The following is a 26,329-nucleotide window of genomic DNA, read 5'->3' on the forward strand; positions in this document are numbered from 1 at the left end:
CCGAGCTTTTGAAGCTTTGCAAGCGCGAAAACCATTATTTCGATAATTATTTTTGACACGTTGGCCTGCCAGAAACTGGCCCCGCTAAAATGTCTTTTCGACAAATATGAGGAGACGACATGAAAGGTGCGGCTGTTGTCGCCGGATGCCTGCTGGCTGGAATGGCCCAGGCGGCCCAGGTGACGGACCCGGTGCAGGTCACGGGAGGGCGGATCGTCGGCACGGCGGCCGACGGCGTGAACGCGTTCAAGGGCGTGCCGTTCGCGGCGCCGCCCGTCGGCCAACTGCGCTGGCGGGCGCCGCAGCCGGTGGTGCCGTGGCAGGGCGTGAAGACCGCGCAGGCCTACGCGCCGGCCTGCGCGCAGACGGCGGCGTGGATCCCGGATCCGAAAAGCGAAGACTGCCTGTACCTGAACGTGTGGGCGCCCGCGCAGGCGCAGAAGCTTCCCGTCATCGTCTGGATCCACGGCGGCGGCTATTACGGCGGTACGGGCGCCCAGCCTGGTTATGACGGCGGCAACCTGGCGCGGCGCGGTGTCGTCGTCGTCACCATCAACTACCGCCTCGGCATCTTCGGCTTCTTCGCCCATCCCGAGCTGACGGCGGAGTCGCCGGACAAGGCGTCGGGCAACCAGGGCATGGAAGACCAGGTCGCGGCGCTGCGCTGGGTGCGGCAGAATATCGCGGCCTTCGGCGGCGATCCGGCGCGCGTCACGATCATGGGCGAATCGGCGGGCGGCGAATCGGTGGCGGTGCTCGTCGCGTCACCGCTGGCCAAGGGCCTGTTCCAGCGCGCGATCTCGCAGAGCGGCAACTTCGCGATGCCGATCGACGCCAGCGAGAACGCCTTGTTCGACCGCACGGCCGCGGAACAGGCGGGCGTGGCGTTCACCAGGACGGTCGGCGCGAAGCGCCTGGCGGACCTGCGCGCGCTGCCCGTCGCCGCGCTGCAGAAACCGGCGTGGGCGCCGCATCCCATCGTCGACGGCCATCTGCTGCGCGAAGACCTGACGACGACGTACCGCAACCATCGCCAGAACGACGTGCCGCTGCTCGCGGGCTGGAATGCGGAAGAGGGCAAGGACCTCGCGCCGGAAATCCTCGGCACCGACAAGTTCACGGCCGCCAGCCACAAGGCGCTCGTGGCGAAGCTGCTGGGCCATGCGCCGTCCGCCGCCGTGCTGGCCGCGTATCCCGCTGCGACGGATGCCGAAGCCAGGGCGTCCATCGACAGGCTCACGACCGACTGGTGGGGCTGGCGTACGTGGTACTGGGCGGGGCTGCAGGCGCAGTACGGCAAGGCCAGGCCCTACCTCTACTATTTCACGCACCGGCCGGCCGAACCCCTGACGCCGTGCGGCTATGGCTGCGGAGCGGGGCATGGCGCGGAGATCCAGTACGTGTTCGATCATCTCGGCCAGGATCCGCGGCCGTGGTCCGCGTACGACCGCCAGCTGGCCGCGCGCCTGGCCGACACGTGGGCGAACTTCGCGCGCACGGGCACGCCGAACGGCAAGGGCTTGCCCGCCTGGTCCGCGTTCGACGGCCGGCCGGCGACCATTCTGCGCATCGGCGACGCGGCCGACCTGCAGGCGCGCGGCGGGCTGCCGAATTTTTCGATGTTCGGACAGCCGCCCAAACGCTAGCGAAACGGCGTAAGCTGTCCGCTTCGATGCCGGGGAGGTCCCATGACGCTTGCCGATACGAAGTTTGACGGTTCCATTCCGCAGCTCTATGACCGGTTGCTCGTGCCGCTCATCTTCCAGCCCTATGCGGACGACCTGGCGGCGCGGGTCGCACATGAGCGGCCGGCGCACGTGCTGGAGGTCGCGGCCGGCACGGGCGTCGTCACGCGAGCGCTGGCCGCGTGCCTGCCGGCGGCCAGTACGATCGTCGCGACCGATCTCAACCAGGCGATGCTCGACCAGGCCGTCGCCACCGGCACGGCGCGGCCCGTCCAGTGGCAGCAGGCGGACGCCATGCGCCTGCCGTTTCCCGACGCCGCGTTCGACGCCGTCGTGTGCCAGTTCGGCGCCATGTTCTTCCCCGATAAGGCGGCCGCCTATGCCGAGGCGCGACGCGTGCTGCGTCCCGGCGGGCAATTCATCTTCAACGTCTGGGACCGCATCGAAGACAACGACTTCGCGCACGTCGTCACGGACGCGCTGGCACAGGCGTTTCCTCTCGACCCGCCCGGATTCCTCGCGCGCACGCCGCATGGCTACCACGACCTGGCCATCATCGCGGACGACCTGGCGCGAGCCGGCTTCACGACGCCGCCCGTGTGTTCGACGCTGGCCGCGCGCAGCCGGGCTGCCGCATCGGACATACCGGCCATCGCCTATTGCCAGGGCACGCCGCTGCGCAACGAGATCGCGGCCTCCAGTCTGGCGGAAGCGACCGCGCACGCGGCGGCGGCCATCGCGCAGCGGTTCGGGCCAGGACCGGTGGATGGAAAGATCCAGGCGCACGTGATTGCTGTCGCGCGCCCCTAGCTTGCACGAACCTGCGAAGGGCTGAGTCCCAGCAGCCGGCGCATCCAGCGCGCCATGTGGCTCGGATGCGCGAAGCCGGTTTCCAGCGCGACTTCCGTGACGCTGAGCCGCCCCTCGAGCAGATGCAGCCGCGCCCGTTCCACGCGCCGTTCGAGCACGAACCGGTGGACCGGCGTACCGGTCGCCTGCCGGAACAAGGCCTTGAAATGCGAAGGACTGAACCCCGCGACGGCGGCCAGTTCGGCGAGCGTCAGGTCCTGGTCCAGGTGGGCGTCGATATAGTCGATGACGTGGCGCAGGCGCCAGGCGGGCAGCGCCCGCGCCGGCGCGATCCTCGAAGGCGACTGCAGCGCGACGAGGCGCACGGCGAGCGCCGATGCGAGACTGTCGGCGAACAGGCGGCCGCCCGGGTGGGCGTCGTGGTCTTCGGCCTGCATCATCCAGCCGATGCGCTCGATCTGCGGATCGCGGACGTGGATCGCCGGCGCGAGGTCGAAGGCGCGCGCGCCGCGTCCCATGTCGTCGGCCGTCGCGCGCAGGTGCGCCGGCGCGAGCCGGAGCAGCAGCGAGGTGGCCGGCCGGGACAGGGTCCAGCGGGTGCTGGAGCCGCCCGGCACGACGCAGAACTGGCCGTGCAAGCGCATGCCCTGCCGCTCGGCCTTGCCGGCCCGGTACGACACCGGTACCGGCCCGCCCAGGTGAAGGCACAGCACATGACGTTCGTCCACGGGCGAATCGAACCGGCCCGACGGCACCGGCGACGTCAGCACGTCGAGGAGCGGCAGCGGGGCCGTCGCTGGACTGGGATAGCAAGAGGGTCGGTCGGTCATCGTATCCTCCGGTACGCGTTCCGCCAATGTACAAGGAAATCATCCGTTTGTGTCCGCCGCCGGCCGCCGGTGCGCGCGGGGACCGGCGCGCGCCGCTAGCATCCTTCCATGTCCAACGCATCGAAGGAGAGTCGAGCATGAAACGCAGGGATTTCTTGTATGTGACCGCGGCAGCCGTCGTGGCCGGCCGTGCGCAGGCCGCGCAGACGGAGGTGGAACGCTATCGCCACGCGCGGCGCCACGTGGACCTGCCGTGCGGCCGCATCGCGTACGTCGAGCGTGGCACGGGCGCGGCGGCGCTGTTCCTGCACGGGGCGCCGCTCAACGGCTTCCAGTGGCGCGGAGCGCTCGACCGCCTCGCCCCGTACCGGCGTTGCATCGCCCCCGATTTCATGGGCCTTGGCTACTCGCAGGTCCCCGAAAACCAGTCGGTGGCGCCCGCCGCCCAGGTGGCGATGCTGGCGGCGCTGCTGGACGCGCTGGGCGTCGGCCAGGCCGACATCGTCGCTTCCGACAGCGGCGGCGCGGTCGCGCAGCTGTTCCTGGTCCGCTTTCCGGCACGGGTGCGCACGCTGGTGCTCACCAACTGCGACACGGAGCCCAGCAGCCCGCCGCCGCTGATCCAGCCGGTGCTCAACATGGCCCGTGCGGGCACGCTGGCCGACGACACCGCGCGGTGGCTGGCCGACGGGAGCCTGGCGCGCGCGACGTTCGGCGCGGCCGCGTACCACGATCCGGCGCTGCTCACGGACGACATCATCGACTACTACGTGGCACCGATGGTGAGCACGCCGTTGCGGCGCAGGCAGTACCACGCATTCCACAACGCGCTCGCGCCGAATCCGCTGGCGGGCATCGAGGCGGCGCTCAAACGCACCACGGTGCCGGTGCGGATGGTATGGGGCGCCAGCGACATGATCTTTCCGATGGCGGATGCCGCTTATCTTGACCGTATATTCCCGCGCTCGCAGGGAATATATCGAGTTCCAAAAGGAAAATTATTTTTTCAGGAGGAATTTCCCGATGTAATTGCGGAAGAGGTATTGCAATTATGGCGTACCGCTTGAATACAAGAGTTGATCGAGATAATCGATATTTTCCGGGGCTAAATAAAAGGATACGTATAATATGAAACCGTATCGGGTATAACGAATACATATGTTTTATATTTGATCGCCGATTTACCCGATTTAAATGTCGGAGTATTTAACAGTTATAGGATATATATCAATGCGGCTTTAAAAAATTCATTTTCTTTCAAGTAGATAAGTGCTTGGCACAGGAATTGCTAAGGTGTCGCAGTGCATTAAACGCACCTATAACTCTTATTGACTTGAAAGGACCGCAGAGATGAAATTAAAATTCGCGCTGGCCGCTGCCCTCGCATTCACCGCCGTTACCGGTACCGCACACGCCGGCGCCTTTATCAATGGTGGTTTTGAAGATGGCAATGCAAACGGCTGGACGACTGGGGAAGGGTATCGTTGGGATACGCTGAATGCGAGCCTGTCGCCCGCCACTTTCCTGCCGGGCGGCAGCAAGTACACGGGGCCGGCAACCCGCTCGGCCGTCAACGCCGCTGGCACGGTCGATCCGTTGCTGGGCTCGTTGCTGGGTTCGACCGTTTATTCGGGCCAGTACTCGTATCGTGTCGAAGACACTTCGGACGGCGGTAATGCATCGGTCCTCAGCCAGAAAGTGACGAATTACACCGAATCGAATATCTTCTTCGCGTGGAAAGCCGTGCTGGAAAATGGCGGCCACACCGCCGATGAATCGGCCGAATTGCTGATCACGCTGACCGACGATACGACGGGCACGGTCCTGATCAATCGCGTCTACAATGCCGGCGACGGCGGCGGCGGCGTCGACAGCCGTTTCACCATGAATGGCGACCTGTTTTATACCTCGGCCTGGCAAATCGAACAACTCGCGATCGATTCGTCGCTGTCGGGCCACGATTTCACGCTGTCGATTCTGGCTGCCGATTGCCAGCCGTCCGCACACACGGGTTACGCCTATATCGACGGTTTTGGCGCGGTTATCCCGCCGGTGAAAGTTCCGGAACCGGCATCGGCCGCGCTGATGCTGCTGGGTGCCGGCGCAATGCTGCGTTCGCGCCGTCGCAAGCAGGTTAAATAAAGCAGGTATGAATAAAACGCCATCCGCGGATGGCGTTTTATTATCGATAGCCTGAAAACAAAAACGCCGACCTGCAAGGGTCGGCGTTTTCGCTTGAAACTTTGGTGGCCCGGGGCGGAATCGAACCACCGACACAAGGATTTTCAATCCTCTGCTCTACCAACTGAGCTACCAGGCCAAAGGAGGCATGATTATAGCGACGGGTTTGCGAAGCCGCAAGACCTGTCGAGCAGTTTTTGGCAACGGCCAGGACGATATGCCCGTCCCGTTCGCCGGAAGCAGGCCACTGCGAAGGTCTATAATGTTCATCATGAGCACACACACCACTTCCTCCGCACATCATCGCAACGTCGACCGCCGCAGCGACATCTGCATCGTCGGCAATGGCGCCATCGCCAAGACGGCGGCCCTGGGCCTGTCGCAGGCCGGGCACAGCGTCACCTTGCTCGTGCCGCCCGCGCGGCCGGACGCGCCGGAAGCGCCGGCCGGTGGCGAAAAGCCGTGGGACGTGCGCGTGTATGCGCTCAACCATACGGCGCATACGTTATTGTCGTCGCTGAAAGTCTGGGGCGCGCTCGACATGGCGCGCGTGGCGCCCGTCGACGCCATGGACGTGCAGGGCGACGGGGAGCAGGGCGGCCATCTCGGCTTCGATGCGTTCGGCGCCCATGCGGGCTCGCTCGCGTGGATCGTCGAGGACAGCAACCTGAACCAGGCGCTCGACGCGGCGCTGCGCTTCGCCCAGAACGTCGAGACCGTCACGGGACGCGCCTGCCGCATCGTGAGCAGCGCGGAAGACGTCGAGGTCGAGCTGGAAGACGGCAAGGTACTCGCGGCCCAGCTGCTGGTCGGCGCCGACGGCCGCGATTCCTGGGTGCGCGGGCAGTGCGACATCGGCATCGATTACCGCTCGTACCACCAGCGCGCCATCGTGGCGAATTTTGCGTGCGAACAGCCGCATCACAACGTCGCCTATCAATGGTTCACGTGCAAGGAAGGCATCGTCGCGCTGCTGCCGCTGCCGGGGAATAAAGTGTCGCTCGTGTGGTCCGCGCCGGATACGCTGGCGGACACGATCATGAACGAATCGCTGGGCGAGCTGGCGATCCGCCTGGGCGAGTATTCGGAGAACAAGCTGGGCCTGCTGAAGCCGCTGCAGCCGGAAGACGTCAAGGCGATCCCGCTGGCGCTCGTGCGCCCGCACGCGATCACGGCGCCGCGCGTCGCGCTCATCGGCGACGCGGCCCACGCCGTGCATCCGCTGGCCGGGCACGGCATGAACCTGGGCTTCGGCGACATCAATGGGCTGCTCGACACGCTCGCCGCGCGCGACGACCACCAGGGCCTCGGCGACGAGCGGCTGCTGGCGCGCTACGCGAGAGCGCGCAAGGAAGACGTATTGCTGATGCAACTTGCCACGGATGGCCTGGAGCGCCTGTTCGGCGCAAATCTTGAGCCCGTGCGCGTCGTTCGCAATTTAGGATTAAACTTGCTGGATAAGTTGCCTCTGGTCAAGCGACGGCTGATCGCCCACGCGATGGGCAGGTAACGCGGCACATCTTTAAGGAATTCATTCATGGGTAAAACGAAGCTCGCCGTCCTGCTGGCGACCGGCCTGATCACGTCGTGCGTCGGCGCGCAGAATTCGGTCGAGGCGAACATCAAGAAGGCGATCGAACCGCGCCTTGGCGGCGCCAAGATCGAGTCGATCAAGGAAACGCCGTACGCCGGCCTGTACGAACTGCGCGTCGCCGGTGACATCCTGTACACGGACAAGAAAGGCGAATACCTCATCATCGGCCACGTCTACGATGCCAAGACCACGCGCGACCTGACCCGCGAGCGCATCGACGACGTCAACAAGATCAAGTTCTCGGACCTGCCGCTGAACGACGCCATCAAGCAGGTCAAGGGCGACGGCAAGCGCGTGATCGCCGTGTTCGAAGACCCGAACTGCGGCTACTGCAAGCGCTTGCGCCAGACGACGCTGAAGAACATGGACAACGTGACGATCTACACGTTCCTGTACAACATCCTGTCGCCGGACTCGTTCGAGAAATCGAAGAATGTCTGGTGCGCCCCGGACCGCGCCAAGGCCTGGGATGACTGGATGATCAACAACAAGCCGGCACCCGCCGCGCCGGCGAGCTGCGAGTCGCCGAACGAGAAGGTGCTGGCGCTGGGCCAGAAGCTGCACATCACCGGCACGCCGGCGATCTTCTTCACGGACGGCAGCCGGATTCCGGGCGCCGTCGACCAGAAAACGCTCGAGGCCAAACTGGCCGCCCTCAAGCAGTAACACGAAAAGCCCGGCACCGCCGGGTTTTTTACGACTACACCAACAAGCCAAAACAAGGGAGAAGACATGCTCACATTGAACATCAACGGGCGCGACGTCCAGGTCGACGCCGATCCCTCCACGCCCATCCTGTGGACGCTGCGCGACAACCTGAACATGACCGGCACCAAGTTCGGCTGCGGCGCCGCCCTGTGCGGCGCCTGCACCGTGCACCTGGACGGGCAGGCGATCCGTTCCTGCGTCACGCCGATCTCCGCCGCCGCGGGCCACAAGATCACGACCATCGAAGCGATGGAATCCGACAAGGTCGGCAAGGCCGTGCAGGACGCGTGGGTCAAGCATGACGTCCCGCAGTGCGGCTATTGCCAGAGCGGCCAGGTGATGAGCGCCACGGCCCTGCTGCGCGTGAACAAGAAGCCGACCGACACCGACATCGACAACGCCATGAGCGGCAACATCTGCCGCTGCGGCACCTACCAACGCATCCGCGCGGCCATCAAGGATGCCGCCAAAACCCTGGCATAAGGAGGCCGCATGCTATTCGAACAGGTGAAACATGTGACTCCTGCTGGCCGCTTTGCCCCGACCTCGCGCCGCGGGTTCCTGAAGGCCGGCACGCTTGCCACCGGTGGTCTCGTGCTGGGCTTCGTGCTGCCGACGGGCGGCCGCTTCGCCCGCGCCGCGGATGCCGCCAAGCCCACCGTCTACGCCCCGAACGCGTTCCTGCGCGTGGCGCCGGACAACACGGTGACCGTGCAGGTCAACCGTCTCGAATTCGGCCAGGGCGTGCACACGGCGCTGCCGATGGTGATCGCGGACGAACTCGACGCCGACTGGAGCCAGGTGCGCAGCGAGCTCGCGCCGGCCGCCGACGTGTACAAGGATCCGGCCTTCGGCATCCAGATGACGGGCGGCTCGGGCACCATCGCCCACTCGTTCACGCAATACCGCGAAATAGGCGCCCGCGCCCGCGCGATGCTGGTCCAGGCGGCCGCGCAGCAATGGAAGGCGGATCCGTCCCAGTGCCGCACGGCGAAGGGCGTCGTCTACGGCCCGGCGGGCCAGAAGGCGACCTATGGATCGCTGGCCGAAGCGGCGATGGCCCTGCCGGTGCCGCAGACCGTCACGTTGAAGGACCAGAAGGCGTTCCGCTACATCGGCAAGCCGATGCCGCGCCTGGACGCCCGCGCCAAGTCGACGGGCCGCCAGCAGTTCGGCCTCGACGTCAAGCCGGCCGGCACCAAGGTCGCCGTCGTCGCGCACCCGCCCGTGTTCGGCGCGAAGGTGGCGAAGTTCGATGCATCGAAGGCCAAGGCCGTGCGCGGCGTGATCGCGGTGCTGGAGATTCCGGTGGACCGGGGCGGCCGCGGCGTGGCCGTCGTCGCCGACGGCTACTGGCCCGCCAAGCAGGCGCGCGACCTGCTCGCTATCGAGTGGGACACGAGCGCCGTCGAAAAAGTCGACAGCGGCAGGCAGCTGGCGCAGTTCGCGGAACTGGCGAAGACGCCGGGCGCCGTCGCGCGCAAGGCCGATACGTCGAAGCTCGCGGGCGCGGCCAAAAAGATCTCGGCCGTCTACGAATTCCCGTACCTGGCGCACGCGCCGATGGAACCGATCAACTGCACGGTCGACCTGAAGGACGACGCCTGCACCTTGTGGGTCGGCTCGCAATTCCAGACCATCGACCAGGCCGCGGCCGCCGCGACGGCCGGCCTGAAGCCCGGGCAGGTCACCCTGAACACGATGATGGCGGGCGGCGGCTTCGGCCGGCGCGCCGTGCCGACGTCGGACTTCATCGTGGAAGCCGTCAACATCGCCAAGGCCTACAAAGCGGCGGGCCATGCGGGTCCGGTGAAGCTGATCTGGAGCCGCGAGGACGACATCCGCGGCGGCTACTACCGTCCGTCGCACATCCACCGCGCGGACATCGGCCTGGACGCCGGCGGCAACATCGTCGCGTGGGACCACACGATCGTCGGCCAGTCGATCATCAGCGGCACCCCGTTCGAACCCATGATGGTCAAGAACGGCGTCGACGCCACGATGGTCGAAGGCATGGGCGAACCGTACGACGTGCCGCTGAACCTGACGGCGCATGCGGTGAAAGCCAACGTGCCCGTGCTGTGGTGGCGCTCCGTCGGGTCCACGCACACGGCGTTCGTGATGGAGACGCTGATCGACGAGGCGGCCCATGCGGCCGGCCAGGATCCGGTCGCGTACCGCAAGAAGCTGATCGACGCGAAGCACGCGCGCCATCACGCGGCGCTGGACCTGGCCGTGGCGAAGTCCGGCTATGGCAAGAAAACGCTGCCGAAAGGGCACGCATACGGCGTCGCGCTGCACGAGTCGTTCAACACGGTCGTCGCCTACGTCGTCGAGGCGTCGATCGTCGACGGCAGCCCGAAGGTGCACAAGGTCACGGCCGCCGTGCATTGCAACCTGCCCGTCAACCCGATGTCCATCGAAGCGCAAGTGCAGGGTGCCGCGCTGATGGGCCTCGGCACGACGCTGCCGGGTGCGCGCATCACCCTGAAGGACGGCGTCGTCGAACAGCAGAACTTCGGCGACTACACGGTGGCGCGCATGAACGACATGCCGCAGGTGGACGTGTTCATCGTGCCGTCGCAGGATCCGCCGACGGGCATGGGCGAACCCGGCCTGCCGCCGCTGGCGCCGGCGCTGGCCAATGCCGTCTTCAAGCTGACCGGCAAGCGCCTGCGCAAGCTGCCGTTCGACCTGGCGGCGGCGTGAGCGTGTCCCCGGTCGGCATTTTGTTGGCGGCTGGCCGGGGGCGCCGTTTCGATCCCGCCGGGCAGCGCAACAAGCTGCTGCAGCCGCTGGCCGGTGAGCCCGTCGTCGTGGCCAGCGCGCGCAAGCTGCTGGCCGCCGTCCCGCGCGTCGTGGCCGTCGTGCCGCCGCTCGACGCTGGCGTGGCCGAGCGGCTGACTGCGCTCGGATGCGACGTGACCGTGTGCCCGGATGCCGACAGCGGCATGGCGGCTTCGCTCACGCATGCCATCCGCCATTCGCTGCCAGCGAACCCGCAGGCCTGGCTCGTGGCGCTGGGCGACATGCCCTGGGTGGATCCGGCCACGCTGCGCCGCCTCGCCGACGCGCTGGCGGCCGGGGCGGGCATCGCGGCACCCGTCATGGATGGGCGCCGCGGCAATCCGGTCGGCTTCGGGGCCGTCCACCTGGACGCATTGCTGGCCTTGCGCGGCGACGAGGGGGCACGGCGCCTGCTGCGCACCTTTCCCGTAACGGAAATCCCGGTCGACGACCCGGGGATCTTGCGCGACATCGACCTGCCGGGCGACATGACGGGAGCGTAAGCCCAACGGTGTGAACACCCTTTTTTCTGAAAAATGCCGTTACACTACGGCGCATCGGAGAGAGATTGTTCACGCCATATGAAAAAAGCACCCCAGAAGCAGCCGCCGGCCATCCAGTACACCATCGTCCCGAAGGACCTCGCCGGGCACCTGTTCAACGTCACCGTCACCGTGGCGGCGCCGCATCCGGACGGGCAGGTGTTTGCGCTGCCGGCCTGGATCCCGGGCAGCTACATGATCCGCGAGTTCGCCCGCAACATCGTGCGCATCCGCGCCGAGGCCGGGGGGGAAGCGGTCCGTCTCACGAAGCTGGACAAGCATAGCTGGCAGGCCGCGCCCGCCGCCGGGCCGCTGACCTTGCATTACGAGGTGTATGCGTGGGACCTGTCGGTGCGCGCCGCCCACCTGGACCAGACCCACGGCTTCTTCAACGGCACGAGCGTGTTCCTGCGCGTCGTGGGCCAGGAGACACGGCCGCACCAGGTCGACATCCAGCGCCCGGGCGACCCGGCCGCCCGCATGTGGCGCGTGGCCACGTCGCTGCCGGAAGCGGGCGCGAAGCGCTACGGCTTCGGCACCTATGTCGCGGGCGACTACGATGAACTGATCGACCACCCCGTCGAGATGGGCGATTTCGTGCTGGGCGGCTTTACCGCGCACGGCGTGCGCCACGACATCGTCATCACGGGCCGCGTGCCGAACCTGGACATGGCGCGCCTGGAAAAAGACCTGAAAGCCATCTGCGAAACGCAGATCGCGTTCTTCGAGCCGAAGACGAAGAAGGCGCCGATGGACCGCTACGTGTTCCTGACGATGGTCGTCGGCGACGGCTACGGCGGCCTGGAACACCGCGCGTCGACGGCGCTGATCTGCGCGCGCACGGACCTGCCGTCGACGGCCGCGCCGAAGATGGCCGAGCCGAACGAGGGCTACATCAAGTTCCTGGGGCTGTGCAGCCACGAGTACTTCCACACCTGGAACGTCAAGCGCATCAAGCCGGCCGGGTTCGCGCCGTACGACCTGCAGGTCGAGAACTACACGCCGCTGCTGTGGCTGTTCGAGGGTTTCACCAGCTACTACGACGACCTGATGCTCGTGCGCAGCGGGATCATCAGCGAGGCCACGTACTTCAAGCTGCTCGGCAAGACCGTCGGCAGCGTCCTGCGCGGCACGGGCCGCACGAAGCAGAGCATCGCCGATTCCAGCTTCGACGCCTGGAGCAAGTACTACCGCCAGGACGAGAATGCGCCGAACGCGATCATCAGTTATTACACCAAGGGTTCGCTGGTCGGCCTCGCGTTCGACCTGACGATCCGCGCGAAGACGGAAGGCGCGAAGTCGCTGGACGACATCATGCTCGCCTTGTGGGACCGCTACGGCCGCGACTTCTACAAAGGCAAGGAAGGAGGTGGGCGCGGGGTCACGGAGCAGGAGGTGGAAAGCCTGTTCGACGAGGTGAGCGGCGTGCGGTCGAAGCCGATCTTCGATCGCTACATCCGCGGCACGGAAGACATCCCGCTGGCCAAGCTGTACGCGCCGTTCAGCGTGAAGGTGACCGAAGAGCGCAAGAACGCCAAGCCGTCGCTGGACGCCGGCATCGGCCGCGACGCCGCCGGCGTCAAGCTGACGCAGGTGCACGAAGGCGGCGCGGCGCACCAGGCGGGCCTGTCGGCCGGCGACATCCTGATCGCCGTCGACAGCCTGCGCGTGAACGGCAACCCGTCCAACCTGGACCAGCTGTTCGCGCGCTACCGTGTGGGCGACACCGTGACCGTGCACGCGTTCCGCCGCGACGAGCTGATGGCGTTCGACGTCACCCTGCAGGGCGACCGCGTGCCGTGCGTGCAGATCTCGGTGGTGCCGGGCACGCGCAAGGGGCCGGCGGTGAAGCGGCCGAGCGCAAGTTAATTCGGCAGATAGGATCGCAAGAGATCGAAATCGATCGGCTTGGTGAGGTGACGGTCGAACCCGGCCGCGAAGGCGCGCTCGCGGTCCTTCTGCTGGCCCCACCCGGTCGTCGCGACCAGCGTGATGCCTGCCCCCGCGGGCAGCTGGCGCACGCGGCGCGCCAGTTCGTAGCCGTTCATGTCCGGCAGGCCGATGTCGAGCAGGGCCGCGGCCGGCGCGAAGCCGGGCAGCATCTCCAGCGCGCGGGTGGCCGTCGCCGCCGTTTTCACCTCGCAGCCGTGCAGCTCCAGCGTCATCGCCAGCGTCTCGGCGGCGTCCTCGTTGTCGTCCACGACGAGGATGCGCAGCTGGGCCGGCGCCGCCGTTCGGGACGGCGCCTGTAACGACGGCGCACACACGCTGCCTTGCGCCAGCGGCAGCCGGATCGTGAACGTGCTGCCCAGGCCCGGCCCTGGGCTGTCCGCATGCACGCTGCCGCCGTGCAGTTCGACGATCCCGCGCACGAGCGCCAGGCCGATCCCGAGGCCGCCTTTCGAGCGTTCGAGCGCCGGCTCGAGTTGCGAGAACATGTCGAAGACGGTGGCGAGCGCCGAGGCGGGCAGGCCGATGCCGTTGTCGCGCACCTGGATCTCGGCCACGCCGTCGTCGCACGACAGGTGCAGTTCGATCGTGCCGCCGTCCGGCGTGTACTTGGCGGCATTGGTCAGCAGGTTGATGACGACCTGCGCGAGGCGCGTCGCATCGCCGTCCACGATCACGGGCGGTTCGGCGATGGAGACGCGCAGCGTGTGGCGCGCCGCTTCCATCGTCGCGGCGAGGTCGTGTGCCGCGCCCTGCACGAGGGCCGACAATTCCACCGGCGCGCGTTGCAGTTGCATGCGGCCCTGCGTGATGCGCGAGACTTCCATCAGGTCGTCGACGAGGCGTGTCATGTGGCGCATCTGCCGGTCGAACGCCTGGAGCAGGCGGTTGTCCGTTCCCTGGCCGAACTTCAGCTTGAGGATGTCGAGCGCGCTGCGCATCGGGGCGAGCGGGTTGCGCAGTTCATGCGACAAGGTTGCGAGGAATTCGTCCTTGCGCCGGTCCGCGGCCGACAGTTGCGCATTCAGTTTTTTCAGTTCCGCTTCGGCGCTGCGGCGCGCGTCCAGCGCCGCTTCCGCGGCCTTGCGGGCCGCCAGCAGTTCCCGTTCGTAGGCCCGGCGGTCCGATGCCTTGAACAGGGCCCAGTGGTCGATCATGCCGTCCGCTTCCTGGCGGCGGCTGATGTTGATCAGCATGGGCAGGCGCTCCTGGCGCTTGTTGCGCAGGTCGACCTGGATCTCGGCCACGGAGCCCTGCACCTGCAGGATCGGCTGGCAATGCGTGTGGTAGAACAGACGGGCGCCCACCGGCAGCAGATCCTGCATGCGCACCTTGCCGACGAGTTCCTCCTCCGCATAGCCGAGCCACGTGCACGCCATGCTGTTCGCCTTCAGGATTACGCCGTCGGACGCCGTCAGCAGCAGCGCGCAGGCGGCCTGGTCGAACAGGATGTCGCCGGAGGGCGCGGTCGGCACGGATGTCAGCGCAGTGCGTGCGCGAGGAAGTTGTCGATGGCGCGCGAGCTTTCCGTGGGCGCGCTCATGTGCGGGCAATGACCGACGTTCTCGATGACGTGCAGGACGCTGTCCGGCAGGTGCCGGTGCAGGAAGTCGCCGACGGCACGGGGCGCCACGAGGTCGTCGCTGCATTGCAGGATCAAAGCCGGCACGGTCGAACGGGGCACGTCCGCGCGGTGGTCGGACAGGAACGTCACGCGGGCGAAATGCTTGGCGATCTCGGGATCGTTGCGGCAAAAACTCTCGGTCAGCTCCGTGCGCAGTTCCGGACGGTCGGGCACGCCCATGATCGCGGGCGCCAGGCTGCTCGACCAGCCGAGGTAATTGGCGTCCATTGTCTCGAGCAGCTCGTCGATGTCTTCCCGGCTGAACCCGCCGACGTAGTCGCCGTCGTTGATGTAGCAGGGCGACGGGCCCACCATGACCTGCGCGACGAATTTTTCCGGCGCCTTGATCGTGGCCAGCAGGCCGATCATCGTGCTGACGGAATGGCCGACGAAGATGACGGGACCGGTCGCGCATTCGTCGACGATCTCGAGCAGGTCGTCAGCGTAGCCGTGCAGGGTGCCGTACTTGTCGCGGTCGTACGCGAACAGGTCGGAACCACCGCTGCCGACCAGGTCGAACGCGATCGTGCGGAAGCGATCCTCATAAGCCGGCGCCAGGAACCGCCACATGGTCTGGTCGCAGCCGAAGCCGTGGGCAAACACCATCGTCGCCGGGCCGGTGCCGGCCAGCCGGACATTGTTCCTGCGCTGTATTGTCGACATGAATATCAAATGTGTAAAAATGTAACGAATAATTATAGAGCGAATATTGCCGAGCAGGCGCACCCCTGGCGCATGGTCACGGCGACGTGTATTCCGACGCCTGCGGCCCCGCCAGGCTGCGCAGCTGATACCGCTCGCCGTCCGCGAACAGGAAGGTCTCGGAAAACGTGAGCCGGCCCGCCGGCGGGGGCGGCAGCGGCGCACTGCGCCGCACGGACGCCAGCGCGATCTCGGACGCATTGGGATTGCGCGAGCGCCGCACGGCCACGTCCGCCAGCTGGCCGTCGCGGTCGACGGTGATTTCGAGCACGACGATGGCCGGCAGCATGGGCGGCAAGGTGCCCGTCCAGGCGCGTTCGGGATTGTGGTCGGCCACGTGGTGCGCGACCTGGGTCTTGTAGTCGTCCAGGCCCGCGGGCGCGGGGGCCGTCGGCGGGGCAGGATGGAAGATACGTTCGACGGAAGAGGTGACGGCCTCGGTGGCCGTCCTGACGCTCGCGCATCCGCTCAAGCCTGCGATCAGAGTGATGAGAACGAGGCCTGGGCGGATGATCGTGTTCATGTCAGTCGATTACTCATCAAATAAGCGCTTGAGTTCCGTGCCGGGATCGGGCGCGCGCATGAACGCTTCGCCCACGAGGAACGCATGCACGTTGGCGTCGCGCATGCGCTTGACGTCGGCGGGCGCCAGGATCGCGGACTCCGTGACCACGAGCCGTTCCGCCGGAATGCGCGGCAGCAGGCCGATGGTCGTGTCGAGCGTGACCTCGAAGGTGCGCAGGTTGCGGTTGTTGATGCCCAGCAGGCGCGTATTGAGCTTCAGGGCCGCATCCAGTTCGTCGCCGTCATGGACTTCGACCAGCACGTCCATGCCGAGTTCCTGCGCACATGCCTCAAGATCCGCCATCAGGCCATGATCCAGCGCAGCGACGATCAGCAGGATCGCGTCCGCACCCATCGCGCGGGCCTCGTAAACCTGGTACGGGTCGATGATGAAATCCTTGCGGATCACGGGCAGGTCGCACGCGGCGCGCGCCTGCTTCAGGTATTCGGGCGAGCCCTGGAAGAATTGCACGTCGGTCAGGACGGACAGGCAGGATGCGCCGCCTGCCGCATAGCTGCGGGCGATGTCGGCCGGACGGAAGTCGGCGCGGATCACGCCTTTCGACGGCGATGCTTTTTTCACTTCGGCGATCACGCCGGCGCGGCCCGCGGCGATGCTGCGGCGCAGGCTCGCTTCGAAGCCGCGCAGGTCGGCGCGCAGGGCGGCATCGCTTTCGACGTCGCGGCGCAGGCTGTTGAAATCGCGCTGCTGCTTGGCCGCGGCGACTTCCGTGGCTTTGACGTCGAGGATCTTGTTCAGGATATCGGACATGGTATTCAGTGTGGTTTCGCCAGCGCCAGCTTGACGCCGAGCCAGACGAACAGGCCGCCGGTGGCGCGGTTGAGCCATTGCGTGACGGCGGGATTCAGTTTCAGACGGGCGCGTGCCTGCGCGGTGAACAGCGCCAGCGCATGGCACCACAACATGCCGTTGATGTTGAAGATGGCGCCCAGGATCAGGAAGGCGGCGGCCTTGTGCGGCGCGTTCGCGTCGATGAATTGCGGGACGAAGGCGAGGAAGAACAGTGCCACCTTCGGATTCAGCACGTTCGTCAGGATGCCTTGCGCGTAGATGCGGCGCAGGGGCAGCGGGGTGACGGTGAGCGGCTTTTCGACGCCGTCGCCGCGCTTGCTGAGCAGCATGCCGACAGCGAGGTACAGGATGTACGCGGCGCCCGCCAGCTTGACGACGGTGAACGCGGCCGCGGACGTCGCGAGGATCGCCGACAGGCCGAGGGCCGCCGCGACAATGTGCACGAAGGTGCCCGTGCCGATGCCGAGGGCCGCCGCGCTGCCGGCGCGCCAGCCCTGCGTCGCGCTGCGCGTCATGATGAGCAGGGAGTCCGGGCCCGGCATGATGTTCAGCAGCAGGCCGGACACGACGAACAGCGCGAGGTCGTGGATGCCGAACATGATGTCAGCTCGCCGCGCCGAGCTGGCGCGTGACGCTCACGAACTGGTCGAGCTTCGCCAGCGCCGCACCCGACGCGATGGCGGTGCGCGCGCGCTGCAGGCCGTCCTCGATGGATGCCGCCACGCCGGCCGCGTACAGCGCGGTGCCCGCGTTCAGCGACACGATGTCGTGCGCCGGCCCCGGTTCGCCGCGCAGCGCTTCCATGATGCGCGCCTTGGACTCGGTGGCGTCGGCCACTTTCAGGTTGCGGCTGGCGATCATCGCGAGGCCGTAGTCTTCCGGGTGGATCTCGTATTCGCGGATCTCGCCGTTGACGAGTTCACCGACCATCGTGCCGGCGCCGAGCGAGACTTCGTCCATGTTGTCGCGGCCCCAGACGACGAGCGCATGCTGGGCGCCGAGGCGCTGCAGCACGCGCACCTGGATGCCGACGAGGTCCGGGTGGAACACGCCCATCAGGATGTTCGGCGCGCCGGCCGGATTCGTCAGCGGCCCGAGGATGTTGAAGATGCTGCGCACGCCCATCTCGCGGCGCACGGCGGCCACGTTCTTCATGGCGGCGTGGTGGTTCGGGGCGAACATGAAGCCGATGCCCGTCTGCGCGATCGACTGGGCGATCTGCTCGGGCTTCAGGTCGATGTGCGCGCCCAGCGATTCGATGACGTCCGCGCTGCCGGACGACGACGACACGCTGCGCCCGCCGTGCTTCGCGACGCGCGCGCCCGCGGCGGCGGCGACGAACATCGACGCGGTCGAGATATTGAAGGTGTGCGCGCCGTCGCCGCCGGTGCCGACGATGTCGACGAGGTGCGTCGTGTCGGCCATCGGGACCTTGGTGGAGAATTCACGCATCACCTGCGCCGCGGCGGTGATTTCGCCGATGGTTTCCTTCTTCACGCGCAGGCCCATGGTCAGCGCGGCGACCATCGTCGGCGAGATTTCGCCGGACATGATCTGGCGGAACAGGTGCAGCATCTCGTCGTGGAAGATTTCACGGTGCTCGATGCAGCGGAGGAGGGCTTCTTGTGGGGTGATCATGGCAGGTCTTTCAATCGGTCAGGCGGTGCGTTCGAGGAAGTTCTTCAGCATCGCATGCCCGTGCTCCGACAGGATCGACTCGGGGTGGAACTGCACGCCCTCGATATTGAATTCCTTGTGGCGCACGCCCATGATCTCGCCGTCGTCCGTCCACGCCGTCACTTCCAGGCACGCGGGCAGCGATGCGCGCTCGATCGCCAGCGAGTGGTAGCGGATCACCGTGAAGGGGCTCGGCAGGCCCTTGAACACGCCTTCGCCGATGTGCGCGATCTTCGACGTCTTGCCGTGCATGACCTGCTTGGCGCGGATGATCTTGCCGCCGAACGCTTCGCCGATGGCCTGGTGGCCCAGGCACACGCCGAGGATCGGCTTCTTCCCTTTGAATTCGCGCAGCACGTCCACCGACACGCCGGCATCCTTCGGCGACTTCGGGCCCGGCGAGATGCAGATGCGGTCCGGGTCCAGGGCCGCGATCTGTTCCAGGGTGATCTCGTCGTTGCGCACGGTGCGCACTTCCTCGCCCAGCTCACCGAAGTACTGCACGATGTTGTAGGTGAACGAGTCGTAGTTGTCGATCATGAGCAGCATGTCAGATCTCCCCATCCAGTCCGTCTTGCACTTGCTCGGCCGCGCGCAGCACGGCGCGCGCCTTGTGTTCCGTTTCCAGCCATTCCATCTCGGGAATGGAATCCGCGACGATGCCCGCCGACGCCTGCACGTACAGGTTGCCGTCCTTGATCACGCCCGTGCGGATCGCGATCGCCACGTCCATCTCGCCGCCGAAGGAGAGATAACCGCAGGCGCCGCCGTAGATGCCGCGCATCACGGGCTCGAGTTCGTCGATGATTTCCATCGCGCGCACCTTCGGCGCACCCGTCAAGGTGCCGGCCGGGAAGGTGGCGCGCAGCACGTCCAGGTTCGACATGCCGTCCTTCAGCGTGCCTTCCACGTTGGAGACGATGTGCTGCACGTGCGAGTACTTCTCGATGACCATCTGGTCCGTGACTTTCACGCTGCCGGTCGTGGCGATGCGGCCGATGTCGTTGCGCGCCAGGTCGATCAGCATCACGTGTTCCGCCACTTCCTTCGGATCGTTCAGGAGTTCGTGCGCCAGCTCGGCGTCGCGTTCCGGCGTCGAACCGCGCGGGCGGGTGCCGGCGATCGGGCGCAGCGTCACCTTGCGGCCGCCGTCGGCGTCCTTCTCGTTGCGCACCAGGATCTCGGGCGACGAACCCACGATCTGCATGTCGCCGAAGTTGTAGTAATACATGTACGGCGACGGGTTCAGCGAGCGCAGGGAGCGGTACAGCGACAGCGGCGAATCCACGTACGGCTTGCGGATGCGCTGGCCGATCTGGACCTGCATCAGGTCTCCCGCCATCACGTATTCCTTCGCGACCGCGACGGCCTTCAGGTAGTCTTCCTTGCTGAAGTCGCGCACGGCCTCGGTCCGTACGGAGCTCGACGTCACCGGTGCGTCCACGCTCCGGCGCAGCATCACGCGCAAGTCCTTCAGGCGCTGGCGGGCCTTGTTATAGGCCTCGGGCTGGGACGGATCGGCATACACGATCAGGTACAGCTTGCCCGACAGGTTGTCGATCACCGCCAGCTCTTCCGTCACCATCAGCTGGATTTCCGGCAGGTCCAGTTCGTCGCGCGGCGCCGTGTGCGCCAGCTTCTTCTCGATGTGGCGCACGGTGTCGTAGCCGAAGTAGCCGGCCAGGCCGCCGCAGAAGCGGGGCAGGCCCGGGCGCAGCGCGACCTTGAAGCGCGATTGATAGGCCTCGATGAAGTCGAGCGGATTGCCTTCGTGCGTCTCGATGACTTCTCCGTTCTTCTCGACCGTCGTGACGTTGCCGCGCGTGCGCAGCAGCGTCCTGGCCGGCAGGCCGATGAAGGAGTAGCGGCCGAAGCGTTCGCCACCGACCACGGACTCGAGCAGGAACGTGTTCTTGCCGGCGTCCTGGCTCTGGGCCAGCTTCAGGTACAAGGTGAGCGGGGTTTCGAGATCGGCAAATGCTTCCGCGATCAGGGGAATACGGTTATAGCCTTGCGTGGCGAGCGATTTGAATTCGAGTTCGGTCATGCTTTTCTCCGGGCCGCCCGCAGGGAAGGGGAACGGGCGGCGATTTCTTCAAAAAAACCTGCCGGTATCTATGTGCACAGGGCGTGCACCGGCAGCAATCAGCTTGGGTCAGATGGACCAGGATTGCCAGCGTCGCCACAGCCAGGCCTCATGGGCACCGGTTGGGTTGACGATGTGTTTTTTGGCGAAAAACATGGAGTAGATGGTTTAGGAGTTGGCTTTGTTATGAGCGCTGATCAGTTCAGCCGCTTCAAGTAGCGAACCAACTATACCATCGGAATTAATACTTTGCACAGGTTTTCCGTGGTTGTAGCCATACGGGACCGACAACACGAAACACCCGGCCGCGCGCGCCGCTTCGGCGTCGTTGCTGGAGTCGCCGATCGCGACCACGCGCGCCGGCTCCACGTCGAAGTCGCGGCACACCTGCAGCAGCGGCATCGGATCCGGCTTCTTGCGCGGGAACGAGTCGCCGCCGTACACCAGTTCGAAGTACGGCGTGAGACCTTTCTTCGCCAGCAGCGGCTGGGTGAACGCGACGGGCTTGTTGGTCACGCACGCGAGGCGCAGGCCCAGGTCCTTCAGGGCCTGCAGGCCTTCGATCACGTGCGGATACAGCGTCGCGCGTTCGCCGTTGATGGCGAGGTAGTGGCGCTGGTAGGCGGCCATCGCGGCGTCGAACACGGCGTCGATGCGATCCGTGTCGAAGTCGCGGGCCAGCACGTCGCGGATCAGCTTTTCCGAGCCCTTGCCGACCATCGGTTCGATGATCTGCTGGGTGATCGGCGCCAGGCCGAATTCCGCGCGCATGCCGTTCAGCGCGAGCTCGAAATCCGGCACGGTGTGCAGCATCGTGCCGTCCAGGTCGATGATGGCGGCCCGGATCGCCGCAGCGCCGCTTTTCATTACGCAGCCTTCTTCGCGACGGTGGCCAGTTCGGCGCGCATCGCGTCGATGACGGCCTTGTAGTCCGGCTTGCCGAAGATGGCGGAACCGGCCACGAACGTGTCGGCGCCGGCTGCGGCGGCAGCGGCGATGTTGTCGGCCTTGATGCCGCCGTCGACCTCCAGCATGATGTCGCGGCCCGATTCATCGATCATGCGGCGCGCGAGCGCGATCTTCTTCAGCGCTTCCGGGATGAACGACTGGCCGCCGAAGCCCGGGTTGACGGACATGATGAGGATCATGTCGATCTTGTCCATCACGTGTTCCAGGTGGTGCAGCGGGGTGCCCGGGTTGAACACGAGGCCGGCCTTGCAGCCGTTGTCGCGGATGAGCTGCAGCGTGCGGTCGACGTGTTCCGACGCTTCCGGGTGGAAGGTGATGATGTCGGCGCCGGCCTTGGCGAAATCGGGGATGATGCGGTCGACCGGCTTGACCATCAGGTGGACGTCGATCGGCACCTGCACATGCGGACGGATGGCCTGGCACACCAGCGGGCCGATGGTGAGGTTCGGGACATAATGGTTGTCCATCACGTCGAAGTGGATGATGTCGGCGCCGGCGGCGACGACATTGCGCACTTCCTCGCCCAGGCGGGCAAAGTCGGCGGACAGGATGCTGGGAGCGATGCGGTAGGTGGTCATGGTGGGCCGGGGTTGCTTAAGACAAAGCCAGCATTGTACGCCGACGCCGTGCTTTCGGCCGACGTTGTATCATGTTGGCCACGCGCTCTTTTGCCAATCAAACAAGGAACACCGATGCCCGCCTACGATTTCGAGATCACCGTCAGGACCCAATACCTGCCGGAGCAATCCCACCCGGAGCGGACGCAGCACGTGTTCACCTACACCATCACGATCAAGAACACGGGCACCGTCGCGGCCCAGCTGATTTCGCGCCACTGGGTGATCACGGACGCAAACAACAAGGTGCAGGAAGTACGGGGCCTGGGCGTCGTCGGCCACCAGCCGCTGCTGCAGCCGGGCGAACAGTTCGAATACACGAGCGGCACCCAGATGGAAACGCCGCAGGGTTCGATGGTCGGCGAGTATTTCTTCGTCGCCGAGGACGGCCACCGTTTCGAAGTCAAGATTCCCGAGTTCGTGCTGTCGCTGCCGCACGCGTTGCACTGATCAGATCTCGGGCGTATCGTTCTTCCTGGTCGAGGACGGCTTCTGCTCGGGCTTGCGGCCCGAGAACATCGTCCACCAGACGATGAACACCAGCAGGAACAAGGCCACGCCGGCCTCCAACATCAGCATCCACATTCCGTTGTCATCCCATATGTTTTCGACACGCCGCAGTGTACCCGCTTTATTGACCCTCGTCGCCTTGCTGGCGGCATGTACCACGACGCCGCCCCCGCAGCCGCCCATCAAGCTGCCGCCGCCCGTCGGACCCGTGCCGGTGCCGCCGACCCAGCCGCCGGCGCAGCCGCAACAACCGCCGCCGCCCGCGCCCCTGTTCACGCCCGTCACGTTCGATGCGTTGCCGGGCTGGCAGCAGGACGACCTGCGCCAGGCCTGGCCCGCGTTCCAGGCGTCCTGCCGCGCGCTGGGCGCGAAGCCGGACTGGAAGGCGCCGTGCGCGGCGGGCAAATCGGTCGATCCCGGCGACGGCACGGCCATCCGCCAATTCTTCGAGACGTATTTCGTGCCGAACCTCGTGCGCGCCCCCGACGGCGCGGACGCGGGCCTGATCACGGGCTACTATGAGCCGATGCTGCGCGGCGCCCGCGAGCGCGGCGGTGCGTACCAGACGCCGCTCTATAAAGTGCCGGACGACCTGATCACCGTGAACCTGGCGAGCGTCTACCCGAGCCTGAAGGGCATGCGGCTGCGCGGACGCCTCGTCGGCAAGACCGTCGTCCCGTACGCCACGCGCGCCGACATCGAGCGCGCGCGCATCCCGGGCAAGGAGCTGGTGTGGGTCGACGATCCCGTGGAGGCGTTCTTCCTCGAAGTGCAGGGCTCCGGCCGCGTGCAGCTGGACGACGGCGACACCGTGCGCATCGCCTACGCCGACCAGAACGGCCATCCGTACAAGGCGATCGGCCGCTGGCTGATCGACCAGAAGGAACTCGCGCCGGGCGAGGCGACGGCGCAGGGCATCAAGGCGTGGATCGCCGCGCATCCGGAGCGCCGCCAGGAGCTCCTCAACGTCAACCCGAGCTACGTGTTCTTCCGCGAGGAGCGCCTGCCCGATCCGAACGTCGGCCCGAAGGGCGCCCTGGGCGTGCCGCTGACGCCCACACGCTCCGTCGCCGTCGATCCGGCCTTCATCCCGCTCGGCGCGCCACTGTTCCTGTCGACGACGGAGCCGGCGGACGACGTGCCGCTGCAGCGCCTCGTGATGGCGCAGGACACGGGCGGCGCCATCAAGGGGGCCGTGCGCGCGGACTTCTTCTTCGGCTTCGGCGGCCAGGCGGCCGACAACGCGGGCCGCATGAAGCAGCGCGGGCAGATCTGGGCGCTGCTGCCGCGACCGGGTAACTGAGGCTTATTGCCGTATCCGGTGCAGACGGGTGCCGAACAACGTGGCGAGGGTCAGCAGCAGGGCGCCCGCCGCGACGACCGTCAGGCCGCCGCGCACGCCGAGCCGTTCGGCCAGCGCACCGGCACCGGCCGCGCCGACCGGGGCCACGGCCACGGTCATGAAGCGCATCGTCGACGTCATCCGGCCCAGCAGCGCATCGGGCGTGACGCGCTGGCGCAGCGCGAGATAGGGCAGGAAGAACAGGGTGCCGCCGCAATCGAGGCAGAACACGACGCCGGCATAGGCGGCCGCGGTGGCGGCGCGGTTGCCCAGCAGGTCGCGCGGGATCGTCGGCATCAGCATGAAGCCGAGGCACGAGATGCACAGGCCCGTGGCGATGGCGCCGCCGGAGCCGAAGCGGCGCGTCAGCGGTTTCAGCATCAGTGAACTGAGCAGCACGCCGGCGCCGCCCAGCATCTGCGACGTGCCCATCAGGCCCGGCGACATCCCCAGTACGCGCGTGGCGAACAGCACGTACAGCGCCGTGTAGCCATAGAACAGCAGGTGCCAGCACGCGGACGTCCATGCGAGCAGCCGCAGTACCGGCTGGCTCCACACGAATTTCAATCCTTCGGCCACGTCGCGCAGCACGTGGGATTGGGGCGGCTGCGGCTGCGGCTCGCGCGTGCGGATCCGGCGCAGATTCCACAACGAGACCGTAAAGCCGGCCACGTTGCACAGGATCGCGACGGGCGCCCCCAGCGCCTGCACGAGCAGGCCCGCGATGCCGGGACCGAGCAGGCGCGAGGCGGATTCCGTCGCCCCCAGCTTCGATTGCGCATCGATCAGGCCATCGCGGCCCACGAGGAACGTCAGGAAGATCTGCTCCGCGCTGCCGCCCACGACGAATCCGGTCCCCAGCATGAACTGCACCGCATACAGCCAGTGCACGCTGAGCCACCCCTGCCACCACGCGAACGGCACGCTGGCAAGGCTCAGCGCGACCATCGCATCGCTGGCCAGCATGACGGGCAGGCGCCGGCTGCGGTCGAGCAGGACACCCGTCGGCAGCGAGAACAGCAGGAACGGCAGGGAGCCGACGGCGGCCAGGGCGCCCATCTGGGCTGGCGTCGCATGCAGCAGCAGGGCCGCGCAGATGGGGAGGGCCAGCAGCGTGATCTGGGCGCCGAAATTGGTCAGCGTGCTGCTGAACCAGAAACGGCGAAAGTCGGCGTTGCGCAGCTGGCGGTCGGTGGCGAGGTTGCGGAGGAGAGGCACGCACCGATGATAACAAAGACATGATTGCCGTATACGTCACTTTCGTCGTTCAGGCGCTACAATCTGGGCTCATCTTATTAAGGGGTGTCCCATGGAATATTCTGACCTGCTGATCGAACACCACGACAAGGTGGTCGTGATCCGCCTGAGCCGTCCGAAGGCGCTGAACGCCCTCAACGACAACATGATGAACGAGCTGGGCGACGCGCTGTACAAGTTCGACGCCGACCCGGCCGTCAACGTCATCATCCTGACCGGCAGCGACAAGGTGTTCGCCGCGGGCGCGGACATCGCCGCGATGGCCAATTACACGTACGCCGATACCTATCCAGGTAATTACATCGGCCGCAACTGGGAACACATCCTCAATGTGCGCAAGCCGGTGATCGGCGTCGTCGCCGGCTATGCGCTGGGCGGCGGCTGCGAACTGGCGATGATGTGCGACTTCCTGATCGCGTCGGAGACGGCCAAGTTCGGCCAGCCGGAGATCAAGGTCGGCGTCACCCCGGGCGCCGGCGGCACGCAGCGCCTGCCGCGCGCGATCGGCAAGTCGAAAGCCATGGACATGCTGCTGACGGCGCGCATGATCGACGCGGCGGAAGCGGAGCGCACGGGTCTCGTGTCGCGCGTCGTGCCGGCCGACCTCGTGATGACGGTGGCGCTGGAAGTGGCGGAGACGATCGCGGCGATGCCGGTGTCGGTGGCCATGCAGATCAAGGATGCGGTCAACCGCGCGTTCGAGACGACGCTGACCGAAGGCGTGCGCTACGAGCGCCGCTTCTTTCATGCCGGATTCGGCACGCCGGCACAGAAGGAGGGGATGGCGGCGTTCCTGGAGAAGCGCAAGCCGAATTTCGAAGGGATGTAATTTTTCCACAACCCCTTGCATGGGCGCGGACGGGTTTGCTATAGTTCGCGTCCTGCTTCTGCAGCGCACGAAATCGAAAGAATTCAATGTGTTGCAGAAACAGCGAGGGGTTGACGAGTTAAGCGAAACACTGCATACTCTCACTTCTCTGCTGCTGACGAACAAAACGATTCGCAAACGCAGCAAGGCAGTACCGAATACAGTTCTTTAACAATAAACAGTCGATAAGTGTGGGCGTTTGATGAAGTGCC

The 26,329-nt window shown here is 66.3% G+C and carries 26 protein-coding genes and 1 tRNA gene; 13 read left to right on the top strand and 14 right to left on the bottom strand.

Annotation, left to right across the window (positions count from 1 at the left end; translation table 11 throughout):
• The first annotated feature begins 119 nt into the window (after positions 1-119).
• Together ASD28_RS14985 and ASD28_RS14990 are read left to right on the top strand one after the other, a co-directional pair.
• Complete coding sequence (locus ASD28_RS14985) at positions 120-1,646, top strand: carboxylesterase family protein (protein ID WP_082576989.1); 1,527 nt, start codon at positions 120-122, stop codon at positions 1,644-1,646.
• A gap of 42 nt (positions 1,647-1,688) precedes the next feature.
• Positions 1,689-2,495, top strand: a complete 807-nt coding sequence (locus ASD28_RS14990) for a class I SAM-dependent methyltransferase (protein ID WP_056129307.1) — start codon at positions 1,689-1,691, stop codon at positions 2,493-2,495.
• Here the strand turns inward: ASD28_RS14990 and ASD28_RS14995 are convergent.
• Positions 2,492-3,325, bottom strand: coding sequence for a helix-turn-helix domain-containing protein (locus ASD28_RS14995; protein WP_056129310.1), 834 nt, complete (start codon positions 3,323-3,325; stop codon positions 2,492-2,494). The genes ASD28_RS14990 and ASD28_RS14995 overlap by 4 nt on opposite strands.
• A gap of 137 nt (positions 3,326-3,462) precedes the next feature.
• Between ASD28_RS14995 and ASD28_RS15000 the strand changes: the two genes are divergently transcribed.
• Positions 3,463-4,392, top strand: a complete 930-nt coding sequence (locus ASD28_RS15000) for an alpha/beta fold hydrolase (protein WP_056129313.1) — start codon at positions 3,463-3,465, stop codon at positions 4,390-4,392.
• 283 nt (positions 4,393-4,675) lie between these two features.
• Positions 4,676-5,467 (top strand): PEP-CTERM sorting domain-containing protein, encoded by a 792-nt coding sequence (locus ASD28_RS15005; protein ID WP_056129316.1) that lies wholly within the window; start codon positions 4,676-4,678, stop codon positions 5,465-5,467.
• A gap of 102 nt (positions 5,468-5,569) precedes the next feature.
• Here ASD28_RS15005 and ASD28_RS15010 read toward each other — a convergent pair.
• A tRNA-Phe gene (locus ASD28_RS15010) sits at positions 5,570-5,645 on the bottom strand.
• Between the two features lie 132 nt (positions 5,646-5,777).
• Here ASD28_RS15010 and ASD28_RS15015 point away from each other — a divergent pair.
• From ASD28_RS15015 to ASD28_RS15040, 6 genes are all read left to right on the top strand, one after another.
• Positions 5,778-7,016: an FAD-dependent monooxygenase gene (locus ASD28_RS15015; RefSeq protein ID WP_056129395.1), complete on the top strand. Its 1,239-nt coding sequence runs from the start codon at positions 5,778-5,780 to the stop codon at positions 7,014-7,016.
• 27 nt (positions 7,017-7,043) lie between these two features.
• Positions 7,044-7,766, top strand: a complete 723-nt coding sequence (locus ASD28_RS15020) for a DsbC family protein (protein ID WP_056129318.1) — start codon at positions 7,044-7,046, stop codon at positions 7,764-7,766.
• 66 nt (positions 7,767-7,832) lie between these two features.
• Complete coding sequence (locus tag ASD28_RS15025; protein WP_056129321.1) at positions 7,833-8,291, top strand: (2Fe-2S)-binding protein; 459 nt, start codon at positions 7,833-7,835, stop codon at positions 8,289-8,291.
• A 9-nt stretch (positions 8,292-8,300) separates the two neighbouring features.
• Positions 8,301-10,517, top strand: a complete 2,217-nt coding sequence (locus ASD28_RS15030) for a xanthine dehydrogenase family protein molybdopterin-binding subunit (RefSeq protein ID WP_056129325.1) — start codon at positions 8,301-8,303, stop codon at positions 10,515-10,517.
• A gap of 2 nt (positions 10,518-10,519) precedes the next feature.
• Complete coding sequence (locus tag ASD28_RS15035) at positions 10,520-11,098, top strand: DUF2064 domain-containing protein (protein WP_056129397.1); 579 nt, start codon at positions 10,520-10,522, stop codon at positions 11,096-11,098.
• A 78-nt stretch (positions 11,099-11,176) separates the two neighbouring features.
• Positions 11,177-13,006, top strand: a complete 1,830-nt coding sequence (locus tag ASD28_RS15040; RefSeq protein ID WP_056129327.1) for a M61 family metallopeptidase — start codon at positions 11,177-11,179, stop codon at positions 13,004-13,006.
• Here ASD28_RS15040 and ASD28_RS15045 read toward each other — a convergent pair.
• The 10 genes from ASD28_RS15045 to rpe all read right to left on the bottom strand — a co-directional run bounded on the left by ASD28_RS15045 (position 13,003) and on the right by rpe (position 22,101).
• The gene (locus ASD28_RS15045; RefSeq protein ID WP_056129332.1) at positions 13,003-14,562 is read right to left on the bottom strand and encodes an ATP-binding protein; all 1,560 of its coding nucleotides are present in this window, start codon (positions 14,560-14,562) and stop codon (positions 13,003-13,005) included. The two genes, ASD28_RS15040 and ASD28_RS15045, sit on opposite strands and share 4 nt — an antisense overlap.
• Before the next feature lie 5 nt (positions 14,563-14,567).
• Positions 14,568-15,374 (bottom strand): alpha/beta fold hydrolase, encoded by an 807-nt coding sequence (locus ASD28_RS15050; protein ID WP_056129336.1) that lies wholly within the window; start codon positions 15,372-15,374, stop codon positions 14,568-14,570.
• Positions 15,375-15,450: 76 nt separating this feature from the next.
• The gene (locus ASD28_RS15055) at positions 15,451-15,936 is read right to left on the bottom strand and encodes a TonB family protein (protein ID WP_056129339.1); all 486 of its coding nucleotides are present in this window, start codon (positions 15,934-15,936) and stop codon (positions 15,451-15,453) included.
• A 9-nt stretch (positions 15,937-15,945) separates the two neighbouring features.
• Entirely contained in the window at positions 15,946-16,749 is an 804-nt protein-coding gene (gene trpC, locus ASD28_RS15060; RefSeq protein WP_056129342.1) for an indole-3-glycerol phosphate synthase TrpC, read from the bottom strand.
• A gap of 5 nt (positions 16,750-16,754) precedes the next feature.
• Positions 16,755-17,390 (bottom strand): LysE family translocator, encoded by a 636-nt coding sequence (locus tag ASD28_RS15065; RefSeq protein ID WP_056129345.1) that lies wholly within the window; start codon positions 17,388-17,390, stop codon positions 16,755-16,757.
• 4 nt (positions 17,391-17,394) lie between these two features.
• Positions 17,395-18,429 carry an anthranilate phosphoribosyltransferase gene (gene trpD, locus ASD28_RS15070; RefSeq protein ID WP_056129349.1) on the bottom strand — a complete coding sequence of 345 codons (1,035 nt, stop codon included), beginning with the start codon at positions 18,427-18,429 and terminating at the stop codon, positions 17,395-17,397.
• Between the two features lie 18 nt (positions 18,430-18,447).
• A complete protein-coding gene (locus ASD28_RS15075; RefSeq protein WP_056129354.1) occupies positions 18,448-19,017 on the bottom strand; it encodes an aminodeoxychorismate/anthranilate synthase component II in 570 nt (189 codons plus the stop codon).
• Position 19,018: 1 nt separating this feature from the next.
• A complete protein-coding gene (trpE, locus tag ASD28_RS15080) occupies positions 19,019-20,515 on the bottom strand; it encodes an anthranilate synthase component I (protein ID WP_056129359.1) in 1,497 nt (498 codons plus the stop codon).
• Positions 20,516-20,722: 207 nt separating this feature from the next.
• A complete protein-coding gene (locus ASD28_RS15085; RefSeq protein ID WP_056129362.1) occupies positions 20,723-21,421 on the bottom strand; it encodes a phosphoglycolate phosphatase in 699 nt (232 codons plus the stop codon).
• The gene (gene rpe, locus ASD28_RS15090) at positions 21,421-22,101 is read right to left on the bottom strand and encodes a ribulose-phosphate 3-epimerase (RefSeq protein ID WP_056129371.1); all 681 of its coding nucleotides are present in this window, start codon (positions 22,099-22,101) and stop codon (positions 21,421-21,423) included. Before rpe ends, ASD28_RS15085 begins: the two co-directional genes overlap by 1 nt.
• Positions 22,102-22,215: 114 nt before the next feature.
• On the opposite strand from rpe, the gene apaG reads away from it, so the two are divergent.
• Positions 22,216-22,590: a Co2+/Mg2+ efflux protein ApaG gene (gene apaG / locus ASD28_RS15095; protein WP_056129374.1), complete on the top strand. Its 375-nt coding sequence runs from the start codon at positions 22,216-22,218 to the stop codon at positions 22,588-22,590.
• Here apaG and ASD28_RS33085 read toward each other — a convergent pair whose 3' ends face one another.
• Complete coding sequence (locus ASD28_RS33085) at positions 22,591-22,719, bottom strand: hypothetical protein (RefSeq protein ID WP_267873821.1); 129 nt, start codon at positions 22,717-22,719, stop codon at positions 22,591-22,593. It abuts the gene before it with no gap.
• A gap of 22 nt (positions 22,720-22,741) precedes the next feature.
• On the opposite strand from ASD28_RS33085, the gene ASD28_RS15100 reads away from it, so the two are divergent.
• The gene (locus tag ASD28_RS15100; RefSeq protein ID WP_056129378.1) at positions 22,742-23,953 is read left to right on the top strand and encodes a murein transglycosylase A; all 1,212 of its coding nucleotides are present in this window, start codon (positions 22,742-22,744) and stop codon (positions 23,951-23,953) included.
• Between the two features lie 3 nt (positions 23,954-23,956).
• Here ASD28_RS15100 and ASD28_RS15105 read toward each other — a convergent pair whose 3' ends face one another.
• Positions 23,957-25,210: an MFS transporter gene (locus tag ASD28_RS15105; RefSeq protein WP_056129381.1), complete on the bottom strand. Its 1,254-nt coding sequence runs from the start codon at positions 25,208-25,210 to the stop codon at positions 23,957-23,959.
• Positions 25,211-25,301: 91 nt separating this feature from the next.
• On the opposite strand from ASD28_RS15105, the gene ASD28_RS15110 reads away from it, so the two are divergent.
• Positions 25,302-26,078 (top strand): enoyl-CoA hydratase, encoded by a 777-nt coding sequence (locus tag ASD28_RS15110; protein WP_056129383.1) that lies wholly within the window; start codon positions 25,302-25,304, stop codon positions 26,076-26,078.
• Positions 26,079-26,329: the final 251 nt, after the last annotated feature.

This window comes from Massilia sp. Root133, assembly GCF_001426525.1.
GTDB classification, from domain to species: Bacteria; Pseudomonadota; Gammaproteobacteria; order Burkholderiales; family Burkholderiaceae_D; genus Telluria; species Telluria orientalis.

Bases quoted from the DNA above. Each gene is read 5' to 3' on its own strand.
- ASD28_RS14985 (WP_082576989.1), top strand. From the start codon at position 120: ATGAAAGGTGCGGCTGTTGTCGCCGGATGCCTGCTGGCTGGAATGGCC.
- ASD28_RS14990 (WP_056129307.1), top strand. From the start codon at position 1,689: ATGACGCTTGCCGATACGAAGTTTGACGGTTCCATTCCGCAGCTCTAT.
- ASD28_RS14995 (WP_056129310.1), bottom strand. From the start codon at position 3,325: ATGACCGACCGACCCTCTTGCTATCCCAGTCCAGCGACGGCCCCGCTG.
- ASD28_RS15000 (WP_056129313.1), top strand. From the start codon at position 3,463: ATGAAACGCAGGGATTTCTTGTATGTGACCGCGGCAGCCGTCGTGGCC.
- ASD28_RS15005 (WP_056129316.1), top strand. From the start codon at position 4,676: ATGAAATTAAAATTCGCGCTGGCCGCTGCCCTCGCATTCACCGCCGTT.
- ASD28_RS15015 (WP_056129395.1), top strand. From the start codon at position 5,778: ATGAGCACACACACCACTTCCTCCGCACATCATCGCAACGTCGACCGC.
- ASD28_RS15020 (WP_056129318.1), top strand. From the start codon at position 7,044: ATGGGTAAAACGAAGCTCGCCGTCCTGCTGGCGACCGGCCTGATCACG.
- ASD28_RS15025 (WP_056129321.1), top strand. From the start codon at position 7,833: ATGCTCACATTGAACATCAACGGGCGCGACGTCCAGGTCGACGCCGAT.
- ASD28_RS15030 (WP_056129325.1), top strand. From the start codon at position 8,301: ATGCTATTCGAACAGGTGAAACATGTGACTCCTGCTGGCCGCTTTGCC.
- ASD28_RS15040 (WP_056129327.1), top strand. From the start codon at position 11,177: ATGAAAAAAGCACCCCAGAAGCAGCCGCCGGCCATCCAGTACACCATC.
- ASD28_RS15050 (WP_056129336.1), bottom strand. From the start codon at position 15,374: ATGTCGACAATACAGCGCAGGAACAATGTCCGGCTGGCCGGCACCGGC.
- ASD28_RS15055 (WP_056129339.1), bottom strand. From the start codon at position 15,936: ATGAACACGATCATCCGCCCAGGCCTCGTTCTCATCACTCTGATCGCA.
- trpC (WP_056129342.1), bottom strand. From the start codon at position 16,749: ATGTCCGATATCCTGAACAAGATCCTCGACGTCAAAGCCACGGAAGTC.
- ASD28_RS15065 (WP_056129345.1), bottom strand. From the start codon at position 17,390: ATGTTCGGCATCCACGACCTCGCGCTGTTCGTCGTGTCCGGCCTGCTG.
- trpD (WP_056129349.1), bottom strand. From the start codon at position 18,429: ATGATCACCCCACAAGAAGCCCTCCTCCGCTGCATCGAGCACCGTGAA.
- ASD28_RS15075 (WP_056129354.1), bottom strand. From the start codon at position 19,017: ATGCTGCTCATGATCGACAACTACGACTCGTTCACCTACAACATCGTG.
- trpE (WP_056129359.1), bottom strand. From the start codon at position 20,515: ATGACCGAACTCGAATTCAAATCGCTCGCCACGCAAGGCTATAACCGT.
- ASD28_RS15085 (WP_056129362.1), bottom strand. From the start codon at position 21,421: ATGAAAAGCGGCGCTGCGGCGATCCGGGCCGCCATCATCGACCTGGAC.
- rpe (WP_056129371.1), bottom strand. From the start codon at position 22,101: ATGACCACCTACCGCATCGCTCCCAGCATCCTGTCCGCCGACTTTGCC.
- apaG (WP_056129374.1), top strand. From the start codon at position 22,216: ATGCCCGCCTACGATTTCGAGATCACCGTCAGGACCCAATACCTGCCG.
- ASD28_RS33085 (WP_267873821.1), bottom strand. From the start codon at position 22,719: ATGCTGATGTTGGAGGCCGGCGTGGCCTTGTTCCTGCTGGTGTTCATC.
- ASD28_RS15100 (WP_056129378.1), top strand. From the start codon at position 22,742: ATGTTTTCGACACGCCGCAGTGTACCCGCTTTATTGACCCTCGTCGCC.
- ASD28_RS15110 (WP_056129383.1), top strand. From the start codon at position 25,302: ATGGAATATTCTGACCTGCTGATCGAACACCACGACAAGGTGGTCGTG.